The 17121-nt window shown below is 70.4% G+C and carries 11 protein-coding genes and 1 pseudogene; 8 read left to right on the top strand and 4 right to left on the bottom strand.

Going from position 1 to position 17121, the window contains the following annotated elements:
- Positions 1–7: 7 nt before the first annotated feature.
- The 3 genes from ACWZEH_RS34715 to ACWZEH_RS34705 are packed head-to-tail and all read left to right on the top strand — an operon-like array spanning position 8 to position 4537.
- Positions 8–1906 carry a 2-oxoacid:acceptor oxidoreductase subunit alpha gene (locus tag ACWZEH_RS34715; protein ID WP_456200316.1) on the top strand — a complete coding sequence of 633 codons (1899 nt, stop codon included), beginning with the start codon at positions 8–10 and terminating at the stop codon, positions 1904–1906.
- Positions 1896–2921, top strand: a complete 1026-nt coding sequence (locus ACWZEH_RS34710) for a 2-oxoacid:ferredoxin oxidoreductase subunit beta (protein WP_456200315.1) — start codon at positions 1896–1898, stop codon at positions 2919–2921. The genes ACWZEH_RS34715 and ACWZEH_RS34710 overlap by 11 nt, the downstream gene beginning before the upstream one ends.
- A 26-nt stretch (positions 2922–2947) precedes the next feature.
- On the top strand, positions 2948–4537 hold the full coding sequence (locus tag ACWZEH_RS34705) for an acyl-CoA mutase large subunit family protein (RefSeq protein ID WP_456200345.1): 1590 nt from the start codon (positions 2948–2950) through the stop codon (positions 4535–4537).
- Between the two features lie 21 nt (positions 4538–4558).
- On the opposite strand, the gene ACWZEH_RS34700 is transcribed toward ACWZEH_RS34705, so the two are convergent.
- The gene (locus ACWZEH_RS34700) at positions 4559–5890 is read right to left on the bottom strand and encodes an aminotransferase-like domain-containing protein (protein ID WP_456200344.1); all 1332 of its coding nucleotides are present in this window, start codon (positions 5888–5890) and stop codon (positions 4559–4561) included.
- Between the two features lie 231 nt (positions 5891–6121).
- Positions 6122–6613 (bottom strand): annotated as a pseudogene (locus tag ACWZEH_RS34695) (class II glutamine amidotransferase domain-containing protein); the annotation flags it as partial.
- Positions 6614–7281: 668 nt separating this feature from the next.
- Here ACWZEH_RS34695 and metK point away from each other — a divergent pair.
- From metK to ahcY, 5 genes are read left to right on the top strand one after another with little or no spacing between them, the layout of a single operon-like run.
- Complete coding sequence (gene metK, locus ACWZEH_RS34690) at positions 7282–8490, top strand: methionine adenosyltransferase (RefSeq protein WP_456200313.1); 1209 nt, start codon at positions 7282–7284, stop codon at positions 8488–8490.
- Positions 8491–8521: 31 nt separating this feature from the next.
- The gene (locus ACWZEH_RS34685) at positions 8522–9505 is read left to right on the top strand and encodes a carbohydrate kinase family protein (RefSeq protein ID WP_456200311.1); all 984 of its coding nucleotides are present in this window, start codon (positions 8522–8524) and stop codon (positions 9503–9505) included.
- Entirely contained in the window at positions 9493–12990 is a 3498-nt protein-coding gene (metH, locus tag ACWZEH_RS34680; RefSeq protein ID WP_456200309.1) for a methionine synthase, read from the top strand. Before ACWZEH_RS34685 ends, metH begins: the two co-directional genes overlap by 13 nt.
- Positions 12987–13844, top strand: coding sequence for a methylenetetrahydrofolate reductase [NAD(P)H] (gene metF / locus ACWZEH_RS34675; protein WP_456200308.1), 858 nt, complete (start codon positions 12987–12989; stop codon positions 13842–13844). The genes metH and metF overlap by 4 nt, the downstream gene beginning before the upstream one ends.
- Complete coding sequence (ahcY, locus tag ACWZEH_RS34670) at positions 13834–15237, top strand: adenosylhomocysteinase (protein ID WP_456200306.1); 1404 nt, start codon at positions 13834–13836, stop codon at positions 15235–15237. Before metF ends, ahcY begins: the two co-directional genes overlap by 11 nt.
- Before the next feature lie 134 nt (positions 15238–15371).
- Here the strand turns inward: ahcY and ACWZEH_RS34665 are convergent, their stop codons facing one another.
- Both ACWZEH_RS34665 and ACWZEH_RS34660 read right to left on the bottom strand, forming a co-directional pair.
- Positions 15372–16157: an ABC transporter permease gene (locus ACWZEH_RS34665; protein ID WP_456200304.1), complete on the bottom strand. Its 786-nt coding sequence runs from the start codon at positions 16155–16157 to the stop codon at positions 15372–15374.
- Positions 16154–17110: an ATP-binding cassette domain-containing protein gene (locus ACWZEH_RS34660; RefSeq protein ID WP_456200303.1), complete on the bottom strand. Its 957-nt coding sequence runs from the start codon at positions 17108–17110 to the stop codon at positions 16154–16156. The genes ACWZEH_RS34665 and ACWZEH_RS34660 overlap by 4 nt, the downstream gene beginning before the upstream one ends.
- Positions 17111–17121 lie beyond the last annotated feature (11 nt).

Below are 17121 nucleotides of genomic sequence, written 5' to 3'. Positions count from 1 at the left end.
CACACTCATGTCCGTGGAAACCACCGCCCCCGTTGTCCCGGGTGCGGTTGACAAAGAAGTCCGCCGGTTGGACCGGGTGGTGATCCGGTTCGCGGGGGACTCGGGTGACGGGATGCAGCTCACGGGTGACCGGTTCACCTCGGAGACGGCGTCGTTCGGGAACGATCTGTCGACGCTGCCGAATTTCCCGGCCGAGATCCGGGCGCCTGCCGGGACGCTGCCGGGGGTGTCGTCGTTCCAGCTGCATTTCGCCGATCACGACATCCTGACGCCGGGGGACGCGCCGAATGTGCTGGTGGCGATGAACCCGGCGGCGTTGAAGGCGAACGTGGGTGATCTGCCGCGGGGTGCGGGGCTGATCGTCAACACGGACGAGTTCACGCGGCGGGCGATGCAGAAGGTCGGTTACGCGTCGTCGCCGCTGGAGGACGGTTCGCTGGACGGTTTCCATGTGCATCCGGTGCCGTTGACGACGCTGACGGTGGAGGCGCTGAAGGAGTTCGGTCTGTCCCGCAAGGAGGCCGAGCGGAGCAAGAACATGTTCGCGCTGGGGCTGCTGTCGTGGATGTACCACCGGCCCACGGAGGGCACGGAGGCGTTCCTGACGTCGAAGTTCGCGAAGAAGCCGGACATCGCGGCGGCGAACATCGCCGCGTTCCGGGCGGGCTGGAACTTCGGTGAGACCACGGAGGACTTCGCGGTCTCCTACGAGGTGGCGCCCGCCGGGAAGGCGTTCCCGCCGGGCGTCTACCGCAACATCTCGGGGAACCTGGCCCTGTCGCTGGGGCTGGTCGCGGCGTCCCGGCAGGCGGATCTGCCGCTGTTCCTGGGTTCGTATCCGATCACGCCGGCCTCGGACATCCTGCACGAGCTGAGCCGGCACAAGAACTTCGGTGTGCGCACGTTCCAGGCCGAGGACGAGATCGCCGGGATCGGCGCGGCGCTGGGCGCGGCGTTCGGCGGCTCGCTGGCGGTGACCACGACGTCCGGGCCGGGGGTGGCGCTCAAGAGCGAGACGATCGGACTGGCGGTGAGTCTGGAGCTGCCGCTGCTGGTCGTCGACATCCAGCGCGGCGGGCCGTCCACTGGGCTGCCGACCAAGACGGAGCAGGCGGACCTGCTGCAGGCGATGTACGGGCGCAATGGTGAGGCACCGGTGCCGGTGGTGGCGCCGCGGACCCCGGCGGACTGTTTCGACGCGGCGCTGGAGGCGGCCCGGATCGCGCTCGTCTACCGCACCCCCGTCTTCCTGCTGTCCGACGGCTACCTCGCCAACGGTTCCGAACCCTGGCGCATCCCCGAGACGGACGAGCTGCCGGATCTTGCGGTGCGGTTCGCGCAGGGCCCCAACCACACCCTGGACGACGGCAGCGAGGTGTTCTGGCCCTACAAGCGGGACGCGGACACCCTGGCCCGGCCGTGGGCGGTGCCGGGCACACCCGGTCTGGAGCACCGCGTCGGCGGCATCGAGAAGCAGGACGGGAGTGGGAACATCTCCTACGACCCGGCCAACCACGACTTCATGGTCCGCACCCGCCAGGCCAAGGTCGATGGCATCACCGTCCCCGACCTGGAGGTCGACGACCCGGACGGCGCGCGGACCCTGGTGCTGGGCTGGGGCTCGACGTACGGGCCGATCACCGCGGCCGTACGCCGCATCCGCACCGGGGGCGGCCACATCGCGCAGGCCCACCTGCGCCACCTCAACCCCTTCCCGCCCAACCTCGGCGAGGTACTCACCCGCTACGAGCGCGTCGTCGTCCCGGAGATGAACCTCGGCCAGCTCGCCACCCTCATCCGCGCGAAGTACCTCATCGACACCTACTCCTACACCCAGGTCAACGGCATGCCGTTCAAGGCGGAACAGCTCGCCACCGCGCTGAAGGAGGCCATCGATGGCCACTGAACTCACCCTTACGGCAAAGGACTTCAAGTCCGATCAGGAAGTGCGCTGGTGCCCGGGGTGCGGTGACTACGCCGTCCTGGCGGCCGTGCAGGGCTTCATGCCGGAACTGGGCCTGGCCAGGGAGAACATCGTCTTCGTCTCCGGCATCGGCTGCTCCTCCCGCTTCCCGTACTACATGAACACCTACGGGATGCACTCCATCCACGGCCGCGCCCCCGCCATCGCCACCGGCCTGGCCACCTCCCGCCGCGACCTGTCCGTGTGGGTCGTCACCGGTGACGGCGACGCGCTGTCCATCGGCGGCAACCACCTCATCCACGCCCTGCGCCGCAACGTCAACCTCAAGATCCTGCTGTTCAACAACCGGATCTACGGCCTGACCAAGGGCCAGTACTCCCCCACCTCCGAAGTCGGGAAGATCACCAAGTCGACGCCGATGGGCTCCCTCGACGCACCCTTCAACCCGGTGTCGCTGGCCATCGGCGCCGAGGCGTCCTTCGTCGCCCGCACCGTCGACTCCGACCGCAAACACCTCACCGAGGTCCTGCGCCAGGCCGCCGCCCACCAGGGCACCGCCCTGGTCGAGATCTACCAGAACTGCAACATCTTCAACGACGGTGCCTTCGACGCCCTCAAGGACAAACAGCGGGCCCAGGAAGCCGTCATCCGCCTCGAACACGGACAACCCATCCGCTTCGGCACCGACGGCACCAAGGGCGTCGTCCGCGACCAGGCCACCGGCGACCTCGAGGTCGTCACGGTCGCACCGGACAACGAGGCGGACGTCCTGGTCCACGACGCGCACGCCGCGTCCCCGACCACCGCCTTCGCCCTCTCCCGCCTCGCCGACCCCGACACCCTCCACCACACCCCCATCGGCGTCCTGCGCTCCGTCGACCGGCCGGTCTACGACACCCTCATGGCCGACCAGCTCGAGACCGCCGTCGAACACAACGGCAAGGGCGACCTCGCCACCCTCCTCGCCGGCAACGACACCTGGACCGTCGTCGGCTGACGCCGGCCCTCTGGAAACGGAAGATGATGAAGGACAACACCAGAACAGGCGAGTCCGGGCTGCCCATCGAACCGGTCTACGGGCCCGATGCCCTGGCGGGCTGGGATCCGGCGGAGAAGCTGGGTGGGCCGGGGGTGTACCCGTTCACGCGGGGTGTGTATCCGTCGATGTACACGGGCCGGCCGTGGACGATGCGTCAGTACGCGGGTTTCGGTACGGCGACGGAGTCGAACGCCCGTTACAAGCAGCTGATCGCGAACGGGACGATGGGGTTGTCGGTCGCGTTCGACCTGCCGACGCAGATGGGTCATGACTCGGACGCGCCGATCGCGAGTGGCGAGGTGGGCAAGGTCGGTGTGGCGATCGACTCGGTCGATGACATGCGGGTGCTGTTCGGCGGGATTCCGCTGGACAAGGTGTCGACGTCGATGACGATCAACGCGCCTGCGTCGTTGCTGCTCCTGCTGTACCAACTGGTCGCGGAGGAGCAGGGTGTCGGTGCGGACCAGCTGACGGGCACGATCCAGAACGACGTGCTGAAGGAGTACATCGCGCGGGGGACGTACATCTTCCCGCCGAAGCCGTCGCTGCGTCTGATCGCGGACATCTTCAAGTACTGCAAGGCCGAGATCCCGAAGTGGAACACGATCTCGATCTCGGGTTATCACATGGCGGAGGCGGGTGCGTCGCCCGCGCAGGAGATCGCGTTCACGCTGGCGGACGGGATCGAGTACGTGCGCACGGCGGTGGCGGCAGGCATGGACGTGGACGGCTTCGCGCCCCGCCTGTCGTTCTTCTTCGTGGCGCGGACGACGATCCTGGAGGAGGTCGCGAAGTTCCGTGCGGCGCGCCGGATCTGGGCGCGGGTGATGAAGGAGGAGTTCGGGGCGAAGAATCCGAAGTCGCTGATGCTGCGGTTCCACACGCAGACGGCGGGGGTGCAGCTGACGGCCCAGCAGCCGGAGGTGAACCTGGTCCGCGTCGCGGTGCAGGGTCTCGGGGCCGTCCTGGGTGGCACGCAGTCGCTGCACACGAACTCCTTCGACGAGGCCATCGCGCTGCCCACCGACAAGTCCGCCCGCCTCGCGCTGCGGACGCAGCAGGTCCTCGCGTACGAGACGGACGTGACCGCGACCGTCGACCCCTTCGCCGGTTCCTACGTCGTCGAGAAGATGACCGACGACCTGGAGGCGGAGATCGTCGCGCTCATCGACAGGACGGAGCAGCTCGGAGGGGCCGTCCGCGCCATCGAGCACGGTTTCCAGAAGTCCGAGATCGAACGCAACGCCTATCGCATCTCGCAGGAGACCGACTCCGGCGAGCGGGTCGTGGTCGGCGTCAACCGCTTCCAGCTCGACGAGGAGGAGCCGTACGAACCCCTCCGAGTCGACCCGGCAATCGAGGCCCAGCAGGCCGAACGCCTCGCCAGGCTCCGCGCCGAGCGCGACCAGCAGGCGGTGGACACGGCGCTGGCCGCCCTGAAGAAGGCCGCCGAGGGCGAGGACAACGTCCTCTACCCCATGAAGGACGCCCTGCGCGCCCGCGCCACCGTCGGCGAGGTCTGCAACGCACTGCGCGAGATCTGGGGCACGTACGTGCCGACGGACGCCTACTGACCGAGGACCGTCCGGCAAGGCTCAGGCCACCTCCGGCGCGGGGACGTACCGTTCCCGCGCCCGGTGCGCACCCAGGCCGGCGAGGGCGCGGCCGGCGTTCCTCCCGGCCGCCAGCTCGGCCTCCAGCACCGCGGCCAGCCGGCGCACCCCCTCGCGGATCCGGTCCGGTGCCGGGTAGCAGTAGGACAGCCGCATCTGTCGGCCGCCGGACCCGTCCGTGTGGAACCCGGTGCCCGAGGCGTACGCCACCTGGGCGGCCACCGCGCGCGGCAGCATCGCCTTGGTGTCCACGCCCTCTGGCACCGTCACCCACACGTAGAACCCGCCGTCCGGCGTCGTCCACGTACAGCCCGGCGGCAGGTACCGCTCCAGCGCGGACAGCATCGCGTCGCGGCGCTCGCGGTAGTTCTCCCGGAACACCTCGATCTGGCCCTGCCAGTCGTGCGTGGCCAGATAGCGCGACACGATCGTCTGGTTCAAGGTGGGCGGGCACAGGGTCGCCGACTCCGTGGCCAGGACCAGCTTCTCCCGCACCGCCGACGGGGCCAGCACCCAGCCGACCCGCAGCCCGGAGGCGAACGTCTTCGAGAACGAGCCCAGGTACACCACGTTGTCCGGGTCCAGCGAGCGCAGCGCCGGATAGGTCCGCCCGTCGAAGCCGAGCAGGCCGTACGGGTTGTCCTCGACCACCAGCACGTCGTACGTGCGGCAGATCTCCAGGATCTCCGCCCGCCGTTCGACCGCCAGCGTCACGCCGGCCGGGTTGTGGAAGTTCGGGATCGTGTAGAGCAGTTTCACGCGCTGCCCCGCCTCCGCGGCCTGCCGCAGCGCGGCCCGCAGCGCCTCCGGCACCAGGCCGTGCCCGTCCATCGCCACGTGCACGACCCGCGCCTGGTACGCGGTGAACGAGCCCAGCGCACCGACGTACGACGGGCCCTCGGCCACCACCACGTCACCCGGGTCGCAGAACAGCCGGGTCACCAGGTCGAGGCCCATCTGCGAGCCGACCGTCACCACGACGTCGTCCGGGTGCGCCGTGATGCCCTCCAGCGCCATCACGTCGCAGATCTGCTCCCGCAGCAGCGGCGAGCCGTGCGCCGACGCGTACTGGAGCGCCGTCAGGCCGTCCTCCGCGATGATCCGCGCGGTCTGCTCCGCGAGCGTCTGGAGGGGCAGCGCGGCCAGGTTCGGCATGCCGCCGGCCAGCGAGACCACCTCCGGTCTGCTCGCGACCGAGAACAACGCCCGGATCTCGGAGGCCGTCATGCCCGCGGTGCGCGCTGCGTACCGGGCGCGGTGCGGGTCCAGGACGGCAAAAGGGCTGTACGGCTTCGCGGCGCTGTTCTCGGTCATGGAGGCGACACCCTGGGCTCGGTGAACAAGGACACTGCCGTACGGGGAGGGCTCGGGCCGCTCGGCGACGGCGTCCCGGTCCGGACACCCGTCCGCACCGCCGAGATCGGACAGGTCCCGGTAGCGCCGGGACGACGTCGTGCCCTCGCGCAGGTCGACCCGCTCGATCGTCGCGGCGGGTGTGGCACGGCCGGCCCCCACGTCCGCCAGGCCGCAGTGGGCGAGCGCCTCCGGTTCCGAGGCGAACACCAGCAGCCCGCCCGCCACCGCGTGGTGGACCGCCTCGGTGCCGGACCGGTCCCGCGCGAAGGGGATCTCGTCCCGTCGCCGGTCGAGGACCACCAGCGCGAACGTCCCGCGCACGGCGTCGAGGAAGTCGAGCCCCTCGGCCCCGTAGAGGTGCAGCAGGATCTCGCGGTCCGACTGCGTCCGCAGCCGTACTCCGGGCAGTGCGGCGGCCGGCTCCCGGTGGTTGCGCACCGTGCCGCTCGCCATCAGCACGGTCTTTCCGTCCGCCGACACGAACGCGTGGGCACTGTCCTCGGGCGCGGCCGACGACGGCCACGCGCATCCCATCACCGCCGCGCCGTCCCGCACCACGGCGCGTCCGCCGGGGCCCCGGCGGTTCAGCGCGTCGAGTATCGAGTCCACCGCCGCCGTCTCACGGCCCGTGGCCCGGGACGCGGCCGATCCGAGCACCGCCAGTCCTGCCAGCCCGCCCATGTTCCCTCCACCCTTCGGCCCGGTCGCTTCCCGAGGGGCCCGGCGATCGCGGCCCGCGTTCGCCTCTTCGGCCCGGTGATCCTCAGCCCGGTGAGCCGCCCCGGACACGGGAGTCGCGCGTACTTGTCGCCCAGCGGCCGCGGCGGAACCCAGGCCCCGGACAGTCGCCCGCACCGGTTCCCACCTTGTCCAGCTTCGCCGGACAGCATGGGCAGGTCCGCTCGGGATCCGCTCAAGTCCGCCTCGCAACCGGTCCGGAAAGGAATAGGGCCCACAACCGGAGGGCACTCCGACGAACCGCAGCTCCACGGCCCGTGGGGCGCCGCCGGACTGCGCGAGCGGTCTTCCACCCGCCCTCGACGGGCGAGAACCACCCTGGTGGCGCCGCAGACCGCCAGGGAAAGACGTAGACCGCCCCCGACGGCGAACCACTCGCTCCGCTCTTCGCATCACGTCCTGCCGCCCGGCGCGGCCTCGGGCCGACGCCGGCACCGCGCGGTGGCCCCAGCGCCGCGCGGTGATCCCGGTACCGCGCGGCGACCGTGCCGCCGAGTACGCGCCGGGCGGCGCGGCCCGCCGGTCACCCAGCCCGTCGGCCCGGCGAGCGACGCCGGACGCCGGGGCACGGGCGGCACGTTGGACCACGACTGCTCACGCCTAGGAGAGACATGGCAACCCGGCTGTTCACCTCGGAGTCCGTCACCGAGGGCCACCCCGACAAGATCGCCGACCAGATCAGCGACGCCGTCCTGGACGCCCTCCTGAGCCAGGACCCGGCCTCCCGGGTGGCGGTGGAGACCCTGATCACCACGGGTCAGGTCCACATCGCCGGGGAGGTGACCACCTCCGCCTACGCCGACATCCCCGCGATCGTCCGCGAGACCGTCCTCGGCATCGGCTACGACTCGTCGGCCAAGGGCTTCGACGGCGCCTCCTGCGGGGTGTCCGTGTCCATCGGCGCCCAGTCGCCGGACATCGCCCAGGGCGTGGACACCGCGTACGAGAAGCGGCTCGGCGGGACCGACGACGACCTCGCCGCGCAGGGCGCCGGGGACCAGGGGCTGATGTTCGGGTACGCCACCCGTGAGACGCCCACCCTGATGCCCCTGCCCGTCGAACTCGCGCACCGGCTGTCGCGCCGGCTGGCCGAGGTCCGCAAGGACGGGCTGATGCCCTACCTCCGCCCCGACGGCAAGACACAGGTCACCATCGAGTACCGCGACGACCTCCCGGTACGCCTGGACACGGTCGTCGTCTCCTCGCAGCACGCGGCCGGCATCGACCTCGACCACATGCTGACCCCGGACATCCGCCGCCAGGTCGTGGAACCCGTCCTCGTCCAGCTGGCCGAGGACGGCATCAAGCTGGAGACCGAAGGCCACCGGCTGCTGGTCAACCCCACCGGCAAGTTCGAGATCGGCGGCCCGATGGGCGACGCCGGCCTCACCGGCCGCAAGATCATCATCGACACGTACGGCGGCATGGCCCGTCACGGCGGCGGCGCCTTCTCCGGCAAGGACCCCTCCAAGGTGGACCGTTCGGCCGCCTACGCGATGCGCTGGGTCGCCAAGAACGTCGTCGCGGCCGAACTCGCCGAGCGCTGCGAGGTCCAGGTCGCGTACGCCATCGGCAAGGCCGAGCCGGTCGGCCTGTTCGTCGAGACCTTCGGCACGGAACACGTCCCGCGCGCCGTGATCGAGCGGGCCATCCACGAGGTGTTCGACCTGCGCCCGGCCGCCGTCATCCGCGACCTCGACCTGCTGCGCCCGATCTACGCCAGGACCGCGGCGTACGGGCACTTCGGACGTGAGCTGCCCGACTTCACCTGGGAGCGCACCGACCGCGCCGACCGCCTCCGCGCCGCCGCGGGCCACTGAACCGGCCGCGCCGACAGGGACGGGAGTTGCCATGCGCATCGCCGTGACCGGTTCCATCGCCACCGACCACCTCATGACGTTCCCCGGCCGGATCGTGGACCAGCTGATCCCCGACCGGCTCGACCGGGTGTCGCTGTCGTTCCTCGCCGACGACCTGGAGATACGCCGCGGCGGGGTCGCCGCCAACATCTCCTACGGCCTCGGCGGGCTGGGACTGGACCCCGTGCTCGTCGGCGCGGTCGGCAGCGACTTCGGCGAGTACGAGGTCTGGCTGAAGGAACACGGCGTCGACACCGGCGCCGTACACGTCTCCGCCCGGCGGCAGACGGCCCGGTTCGTGTGCCTCACGGACCAGGACGCCAACCAGATCGCCGCGTTCTACGCCGGAGCCATGACCGAGGCCCGCGACATCGACCTCGGGCGCCTCGACCCGCTGCCCGACCTCGTGGTCGTGGCACCCGACGACCCCGAGGCCATGCTGCGCCACACCGCGCGCTGCCGGGCGCTCGGCATCCTCTTCGCCGCCGACCCCTCGCAGCAACTGGCCCGCCTCGACGGCGACCAGGCCCGCACGCTGCTCACCGGGGCGCGCTGGCTGTTCACCAACGAGTACGAGGCGACCCTGCTGCTGGAACGCACCGGCTGGAGCCGCGACGACGTCCTCGCACACGTCGGCGCGTGGATCACCACGCTCGGCGCCGACGGCGTCCGGATCGAGGCCGCCGACCGCCCGGCGTTCACCGTGCCCGCCGTCGCCGGTGTCCGCACCACCGACCCGACCGGAGCCGGCGACGCCTTCCGCGCGGGCTTCCTCGCGGCCCTCGCCCGGGGCCTGGACAGCCCGCACGCGGCCCGGCTCGGCTGCGCGGTGGCCTCCCTGGCCCTCGCCGAGGTGGGCTCCCAGGCCTACACCCCCGACCCCGCCCGGCTCACCGCCATCATCACCGAGACCTACGGCACGGCGGCGGCCGAGACCATCGCGGCACACCTGGGAGGCGCGCCATGCCGGCGGTGACAACAGGCGGCGAGACCCTCCGCGAGGCGCTCGCCACGCGCGTGGTGGTGGCCGACGGCGCGATGGGCACCATGCTCCAGGCCCATGACCCGACCATGGAGGACTTCCAGCAGCTGGAGGGCTGCAACGAGGTCCTCAACGCCACCCGCCCGGACATCGTGCGCTCCGTCCACGACGCCTACCTCGCGGCGGGCGTGGACTGCGTGGAGACCAACACCTTCGGCGCGAACCACACGGCACTGGCCGAGTACGACATCACCGCCCGCGCACACGAACTGTCGGAGGCGGGCGCCCGCATCGCCCGCCAGGCCGCCGACGCGTCCACGCGACGCACCGGACAGCGGCGCTGGGTCCTGGGTTCCATGGGCCCCGGCACCAAGCTGCCCACCCTCGGCCACATCGGCTACGCCACCGTCCGCGACGGCTTCCAGGCCAACGCCGAAGGGCTGCTCACCGGCGGCGCCGACGCGCTGCTGGTGGAGACCACGCAGGACCTGCTCCAGACCAAGGCCGCCGTCCTGGGCGCCCGCCGTGCCATGGGGACCCTCGGCACCGACGTCCCGCTCCTGGTCTCCATGGCCTTCGAGACGACCGGCACGATGTTGCTCGGCTCCGAGATCGGCGCCGCGCTCACCGCCCTTGAGCCGCTCGGCATCGACATGATCGGCCTGAACTGCTCCACCGGCCCGGCGGAGATGACCGAGCACCTGCGCCACCTCGCCCGCCACTCCCGCATCCCCCTGCTGTGCATGCCCAACGCGGGCCTCCCGGTCCTCACCAAGGACGGCGCGCACTTCCCGCTCGGCCCGGAAGGACTGGCCGACGCGCAGGAGACGTTCGTCCGGGAGTACGGCCTGTCCCTGGTGGGCGGCTGCTGCGGTACGACGCCCGAGCACCTGCGTCAGCTCGTCGAGCGCGTTCGTGGTCTGCCCCCCACCGAGCGCGCCCCCCAGCCCGAGCCGGGTGCGGCGTCGCTGTATCAGACGGTGCCGTTCCGGCAGGACACGTCGTATCTGGCGATCGGTGAGCGGACGAACGCGAACGGGTCGAAGAAGTTCCGTGAGGCGATGCTGGAGGGCCGCTGGGACGACTGTGTGGAGATGGCCCGGGACCAGATCCGCGAGGGCGCGCACATGCTGGACCTGTGCGTGGACTACGTGGGCCGCGACGGCGTCGCGGACATGGAGGAACTGGCCGGCCGCTTCGCGACCGCTTCGACGCTTCCGGTGGTGCTGGACTCCACGGAGGTGGAGGTCATCCGGGCCGGGCTGGAGAAGCTGGGCGGCCGGGCGGTGATCAACTCGGTGAACTACGAGGACGGTGACGGCCCCCAGTCGCGGTTCGCGAAGGTCACGCGGCTGGCGCGGGAGCACGGTGCGGCGCTGATCGCGCTGACCATCGACGAGGAGGGCCAGGCCCGCACCGCCGAGAAGAAGGTCGAGATCGCGGAGCGGCTGATCGCCGATCTGACCGGGAACTGGGGGATCCACGAGTCGGACATCCTGGTGGACTGCCTGACCTTCACCATCTGCACCGGCCAGGAGGAGTCCCGCAAGGACGGCGTCGCCACGATCGAGGGCATCCGCGAGCTCAAGCGCCGCCACCCCGATGTGCAGACGACTCTGGGTTTGTCGAACATCTCCTTCGGCCTGAACCCGGCCGCCCGCATCCTGCTGAACAGTGTCTTCCTGGACGAGTGCGTCAAGGCGGGCCTGGACTCGGCGATCGTGCACGCCTCGAAGATCCTGCCGATCGCCCGCTTCGACGAGGAGCAGGTCACCACGGCCCTGGACCTGATCTACGACCGGCGCCGTGAGGGCCATGACCCGCTGCAGAGGCTGATGCAGCTCTTCGAGGGCGCCACCGCGAAGTCGTTGAAGGCGTCCAGGGCGCAGGAGCTGGCCGCGCTGCCGCTCAACGAGCGTCTCAAGCACCGCATCATCGACGGCGAGAAGAACGGCCTGGAGGCCGACCTGGACGAGGCGCTGACCGAGCGGCCGGCCCTGGACATCGTCAACGAGACGTTGCTGGACGGCATGAAGACCGTCGGGGAGCTGTTCGGCTCCGGGCAGATGCAGCTGCCGTTCGTGCTCCAGTCCGCCGAGGTCATGAAGAACGCGGTCGCCCATCTGGAGCCGCACATGGAGAAGACCGACGACGACGGCAAGGGCACCATCGTCCTGGCCACCGTCCGCGGTGATGTCCACGACATCGGCAAGAACCTCGTCGACATCATCCTGTCCAACAACGGCTACACCGTCGTCAACCTCGGCATCAAACAGCCCGTCTCCGCGATCCTGGAAGCCGCCGAGGAACACCGCGCCGACGTCATCGGCATGTCCGGACTGCTGGTGAAGTCCACAGTGATCATGAAGGAGAACCTGGAAGAGCTCAACCAGCGCGGCATGGCCGCCGACTACCCCGTCATCCTCGGCGGCGCCGCACTGACCCGCGCCTACGTCGAACAGGACCTCCACGAGATCTACGACGGCGAAGTCCGCTACGCCCGCGACGCCTTCGAGGGCCTGCGCCTGATGGACGCCCTGGTCGGCATCAAACGCGGCGTCCCCGGCGCCCGGTTGCCCGAACTCCGTCAACGCCGGGTCCGTGCGGCCACCGTCAAGGTCGAGGAACGGCCCGAGAAGGGCCACGTGCGGTCCGAGATCGCCACGGACGCCCCGGTCCCCGCCCCGCCGTTCCGGGGCACCCGCGTCGTGAAGGGCATCCAGCTCAAGGAGTACGCGTCCTGGCTGGACGAGGGCGCCTTGTTCAAGGGCCAGTGGGGGCTGAAGCAGGCCCGCACAGACGAGGGACCCTCGTACGAGGAGCTGGTCGAGACGGAGGGCCGGCCCCGGCTGCGCGGCCTGCTGGACCGCCTCCAGACGGACAACCTGCTGGAGGCGGCCGTGGTGTACGGCTACTTCCCGTGCGTCTCCAAGGACGACGACCTGATCGTCCTAGACGAGGCCGGCAATGAGCGCACCCGCTTCACCTTCCCGCGCCAGCGCCGCGGCCGCCGGCTGTGCCTGGCCGACTTCTTCCGCCCCGAGGAGTCCGGCGAGACCGATGTCGTCGGCTTCCAGGTCGTCACCGTCGGCTCCCGCATCGGCGGGGAGACCGCCCGCCTCTTCGAGGCCAACGCCTACCGCGACTACCTCGAACTGCACGGACTGTCCGTGCAGCTGGCCGAGGCGCTCGCCGAGTACTGGCACGCCCGCGTCCGCACCGAACTCGGCATCGCGGCGGACGCCCCGGGCTCGCTGGACGGCATGCTCCGCACCGAGTACCAGGGCTGCCGCTACTCGCTGGGCTATCCGGCCTGCCCCGACCTGGCGGACCGCGCGAAGATCGCCCACCTGCTCCGGCCGGAACGCATCGGCGTGCACCTGTCCGAGGAGTTCCAGCTCCATCCCGAGCAGTCCACCGACGCCATCGTCGTCCACCACCCCGAGGCGAACTACTTCAACGCGGGAGGCCGCGCATGACGACCTTCTCCTTCGAGTTCTTCCCGCCGAAGACCGCCGCCGGCGAGCGGACGCTGTGGCAGGCGATCCGCCGGCTGGAGACGCTGCGCCCGGACTTCGTCTCCGTGACCTACGGCGCGGGCGGCTCCTTTCGGGACCGGACCATCGAGGTCACCCGGCGCATCGCGGCGGAGACCACCCTGCGTCCCGTCGCGCACCTCACCGCCGTGGGCCACTCGGTCGCCGAGCTGCGGCAGATCATCGGCGCCTACGCGGACGCCGGCATCAAGGACGTCCTCGTCCTGCGCGGTGATCCCCCCGGCGACCCCCGAGGACCGTGGGTGCCGCACCCGGACGGCTTCACCCACGCCTACCAGCTGGTCGAACTCGTCCGCTCCCTGGGCAACTTCACCATCGGCGTCGCCGCCTTCCCCGAGCGGCATCCGCGCTCGCCCGACTGGGACACCGACATCCGGCACTTCGTGGCCAAGTGCCGCGCCGGCGCCGACTACGCCATCACGCAGATGTTCTTCCACGTCGAGGACTACCTGCGGCTGCGCGACCGGGTGGCCGCGGCCGGCTGCGACATCCCGATCGTCCCCGAGATCATGCCCGCCACCGACGTACGCCAGATCCGCCGCTTCGCCGAACTGAGCGACGCGGCCTTCCCCGAGGACCTGGCCCACCGTCTGGAAGCCGCCCGTGACGATCGCGCCGCGGGCCACCGCATCGGCGTCGAGTACGCCACCGCCATGGCCGGACGCCTCTTGGCGGAGGGCGTGCCCGGACTGCACTACATCACCCTGAACAGGTCCACCGCGGCCCTGGACATCCACCGTAACGTCATCAGTTCAAGGAGCATTCGTGTCGCCTGAGTTCGCGGATTTCAAGGTCGCCGACCTCTCGCTGGCCGCGTTCGGCCGCAAGGAGATCACCCTCGCCGAGCACGAGATGCCCGGGCTGATGGCGATCCGCAAGGAGTACGCCGAGGCCCGGCCGCTGGCCGGTGCCCGCATCACCGGCTCCCTGCACATGACGGTGCAGACCGCCGTCCTGATCGAGACCCTGACCGCCCTGGGCGCCCAGGTCCGCTGGGCGTCCTGCAACATCTTCTCCACCCAGGACCACGCGGCCGCCGCCATGGCCGCGGCCGGCATCCCGGTCTTCGCCTGGAAGGGCGAGACCCTCCAGGAGTACTGGTGGTGCACGGAGCAGGCGCTGACCTGGCCGGACAGCCCCACCGGCGGCCCGAACATGATCCTGGACGACGGCGGTGACGCCACCACCTTCGTCCACCAGGGCGTCGAGTACCTCAAGACCGGTGAGCTGCCCCCGGCCGACAACGAGGAACTGGCGTCCGTGGCCGCCCTGCTGAAGACGAGCACCCTCGACTGGACCGGCATCGCCGCGCAGATCCGCGGGGTGACGGAGGAGACCACGACCGGCGTCCACCGCCTGTACGAGATGCACCGCGACGGCACCCTCCTGTTCCCGGCGATCAACGTCAACGACGCCGTCACCAAGTCGAAGTTCGACAACAAGTACGGCTGCCGCCACTCCCTGATCGACGGCCTCAACCGTGCCACGGACGTGCTGATCGGCGGCAAGACCGCGGTCGTCTGCGGCTACGGCGACGTCGGCAAGGGATGCGCGGAGTCGCTGCGCGGGCAGGGTGCCCGCGTGATCGTCACCGAGATCGACCCGATCTGCGCCCTGCAGGCGGCGATGGACGGCTACCAGGTCACGACGCTGGACGAGGTCGTCGACCAGGCCGACATCTTCATCACGACCACCGGCAACAAGGACGTCATCCTGGCCTCGGACATGGCCAGGATGAAGCACCAGGCGATCATCGGCAACATCGGCCACTTCGACAACGAGATCGACATGGCCGGCCTTGCCAGGACCCCCGGCATCGTCAAGGACGAGGTCAAGCCGCAGGTCCACACCTGGACCTTCCCCGACGGCAAGGTCCTCATCGTGCTGTCCGAGGGCCGCCTGCTGAACCTGGGCAACGCCACCGGCCACCCGTCGTTCGTGATGTCCAACTCCTTCGCGGACCAGACCCTGGCCCAGATCGAGCTGTTCACCAAGCCCGACGCGTACGAGACGGGCGTCCACGTGCTGCCCAAGCACCTGGACGAGAAGGTCGCCCGCCTCCACCTCGACGCCCTCGGCGTCAGGCTGACCACGCTCCGCCCGGAGCAGGCCGAGTACATCGGGGTCAAGGCCGAGGGCCCGTACAAGCCGGACCACTACCGCCACTGACGACGCTGAGCGAAGGCAGGCCCGTCGCGGCTATCAGGGAGATAGCGGCGACGGGCCTTCGTGGATCGGGGCGTTCGTCGTGTGACGTTGTCGGCCGGGGGCGCGGGCGGTGGCCCGCGCTGTCACGGGGCGGACTACTTCGCGTCGCGGTTGAAGGTCGAGGTGGACCAGAAGTAGCCGAGGACCGTCAGGGCCAGGCACCAGACGACGGCGAGCCAGCCGTTGTGGCCGATCTCGGTGCCCAGCAGCAGGCCGCGCAGGGTCTCGATGGCCGGCGTGAAGGGCTGGTACTCGGCGATCGGCTGGAACCAGCCCGGCATCGAGTCGACCGGCACGAACGCGCTCGACAGGAGCGGCAGCAGGATCAGAGGCATGGCGTTGTTGCTGGCGGCCTCGGCGTTGGGGCTGACCAGACCCATCCCGACGGCGATCCAGGTGAGCGCCAGGGTGAAGAGGGCGAGCAGCCCGAAGGCCGCGAGCCACTCCAGGGCGGTGGCGTCGGTGGACCGGAAGCCGATGGCCACGCCGACGGCGCCGACGAGGACCACGCTCAGGATCGACTGCAGGACACTGCCGGCGACGTGCCCGACGAGGATCGAGGGCCGGTGGATGGCCATGGTGCGGAAGCGGGCGATGATGCCCTCGGTCATGTCGTTGGAGACGGAGACCGCGGTGCCGATGACGGTGGAACCGATGGTCATCAGCAGCAGGCCGGGCACGATGTAGGCGATGTAGGCGGAGCGGCCGCCACCGCCGATGCCCGCGCTCATGGTGTCGCCGAAGATGTAGACGAACAGCAGGAGCAGCATGATCGGCGTGAGCAGCAGGTTCAGCGTGAGGGACGGGTAGCGGCGCGCGTGCAGCAGGTTGCGGCGCAGCATCGTGTTCGAGTCGCGCACGGCGAGGGACACGGAACTCATCGGACAGCCTCCTTGGGCTGGGTGGGGACGCCGGCGCCGCCGGTCAGGGCGAAGAACACGTCATCGAGGTCGGGGGTGTGGACGGTCAGTTCGTCGGCCTCGATGCCGGCGGAGTCCAGCCAGTCGAGGATGGAGCGCAGCTGACGCTGGCTGCCGTCACTGGGGATCTGGAGGGCGAGCGCGTCGTCGTCCCGGGCCGCCTGCTCCAGCGCGAGGGCGGCGGCCTGGTAGGCGACCGGGTCGGTGAAGCGCAGCCGGACGTGGCCGCCGGGGACGAGGCGCTTGAGCTCGGCGGCGGTGCCCTCGGCGGCGATCCTGCCGTCGTTCAGCACCGCGATGCGGTCGGCGAGTTCGTCGGCCTCCTCCAGGTACTGCGTGGTGAGGAAGACGGTGACACCGTCGGAGACCAGCTCGCGGATGATGCCCCACATGTTGTGCCGCGAGCGCGGGTCCAGGCCGGTGGTGGGCTCGTCCAGGAAGATGATCCGCGGCTTGCCGACCAGCGTCATGGCGATGTCCAGACGCCGCTTCATACCACCCGAGTACGTCGAGGCGGGCTTCTTCGCAGCCTCCACCAGGTCGAAACGCTCCAGCAGCTCGGCGGCCACCCGCCGCCCCTCCTGCTTGGACAGGTGGTGCAGGTCCGCCATGAGGAGCATGTTCTCCTCACCGGTGATCAGACCGTCCACGGCGGAGAACTGCCCCGTGACACCGATCGCGGCACGCACCGCCTGCGGGTCCGCGGCGACGTCGTGACCGGCGACCTGCGCCTGCCCGCCGCCGGCGGAGATCAGCGTGGACAGGATCTGCACGGTGGTGGTCTTGCCGGCCCCGTTCGGGCCGAGCAGGGAGAAGATCGTTCCCTCGGGGACGATCAGGTCGACGCCGTCAAGGACGGTCTTGTCGCCGTACGACTTGCGCAGCCCGTTCGCTGCGATGGCCGGCTTGGTCATGAGGAGAGCTC

The organism is Streptomyces yamdrokensis, from assembly GCF_053890455.1.
The sequence above is the reverse complement of the archived record's forward strand: the minus strand, read 5'-3'. Positions and strand labels throughout refer to the sequence as shown.